We start from the raw sequence: 1,489 nt of genomic DNA, 5'->3' as shown, positions 1-1,489 counted from the left end.
CTGTAGTTTAGACTAAAAAATTTGCCTAAAAATAATCCAGCCTTATGAAAATAGCTGAAATCAAAAATCTTGAAGCAAAAAGTAGAGTTAGGATGCTTTTGTTGCCGATTTTTTAGGGGTTGAATGTCGTTTTTTCACAGTAGGATAGGTCTTTCTTTTACTGCGAGTCTTCCCTTTTTCCCAGCCGGGAGACTTTCCTCTAGTTTTAGGTGGTTGAGCGGGCGAACCAATCTCTATCAAAAGGGAAAACAGAGACTGTGCTACCCTTTCAGGAGTTAATAGGGTTTGCGGTTTTTGCCAAGGAAGACGATAATCTGCTACCAAATCTTTGGCTAACCATAATTGCCAAGTCATCAACGGCATTAAATCACTCCATCTCTCACATTGAACAGGTGTACTTAAAGAAGGTAAAGTCCAATGTAATCTTTGCTTGGCAAAGCGATACCAATGGTCAACTCCAAAACGACGTGCATATTGTGACCAAACTTTTTCTAAGGATAAAAATGCCTCTCCTACCCAAATTAACCATAAGGGGCGATGTGCCTCTCCCGTTTTTTTAGGATTCAACCTTTCCACTTTAATTAGACTTAATTTCTGCTGAGAAGCTGTTTTAAAATGTAACTGTTGCCATTGACTCACTCGGATTAATCCGAGTTTCGGGTCATTGATTTCCACTGTTGCGTCGGTTGGCCACCATGTGGATTCGTCATTGATTTTAAATTGTCTGCCATGTTTTTTCGGTCTTCCCTTACCCCCATAAGCTTCTGGTTCGCCATATAGACAACAATTAGAGCGGATTCTCATCAGTTTACTTGCTTGGATATCTGCTGTTTGATTTACCCATGAACTATTGCCGTATTCACAATCTAATACTACCAAAACTTTTTGTTGAATTGTTTTGCAGACTTCTTGGAGTTGCCATTTGGCTTTAGATATCGGTGTTTCAAAGGATGTGATTCTTTCATGTCTTAAGGGTAATGCCCAACTTCTTTCCCCTTCGGGTAGCCAGACAATGGTGCTATAGCCTTGTCCTAATACTGTTCCATTTTTTGATGCCGCGCTATGTTGATAGCCTCTATCTTTCATCGTTTTAGCATCCTTCAATTCCCATGCTGTATGATCTATTGCTAACAAAACATACTCCAGTTCTGGTATTTCCTGAACATACCTTTTCATTAACTGGTTTCGGTTGGGACGACAATCTTCAAGAGCTTCGTATGTACTATGCCATTTCCTTCTGAAGAAAGGGGACAGTGACAAGTCTCCCAAGCAATAGGCATTTCTGGTGGTCATGATGCTATCCATTAAGTCAAAGGTGGCATCTTTGGCATTACCTAACAGTTGGTAGGTATCTTGGCGAAATCTGGTATATCTGTTATATTTGGTCATAGAGAGAGGATAAATTCTTTAACATCTTTTATTTTCTCTCTATTTTGCTTGATTCTTCCTCTTTTTTCTTTTTAGGTTTCTCATTTAGTCTAAACTACAG

Annotated in this window: 1 protein-coding gene; it reads right to left on the bottom strand. The window is 39.4% G+C overall.

Features of this window, described 5'->3' with window-relative positions; genetic code table 11:
- Window positions 1-87: 87 nt before the first annotated feature.
- A complete protein-coding gene (locus O9332_RS03215; RefSeq protein WP_002756753.1) occupies window positions 88-1,389 on the bottom strand; it encodes an NF041680 family putative transposase in 1,302 nt (433 codons plus the stop codon).
- Window positions 1,390-1,489 lie beyond the last annotated feature (100 nt).

It is taken from the genome of Microcystis sp. LE19-10.1B (assembly GCF_027530565.1).
Lineage (GTDB): Bacteria > Cyanobacteriota > Cyanobacteriia > Cyanobacteriales > Microcystaceae > Microcystis > Microcystis aeruginosa.
Note: the sequence above shows the minus strand (reverse complement) of the source record. Positions and strands in the feature narration are given on the sequence as shown.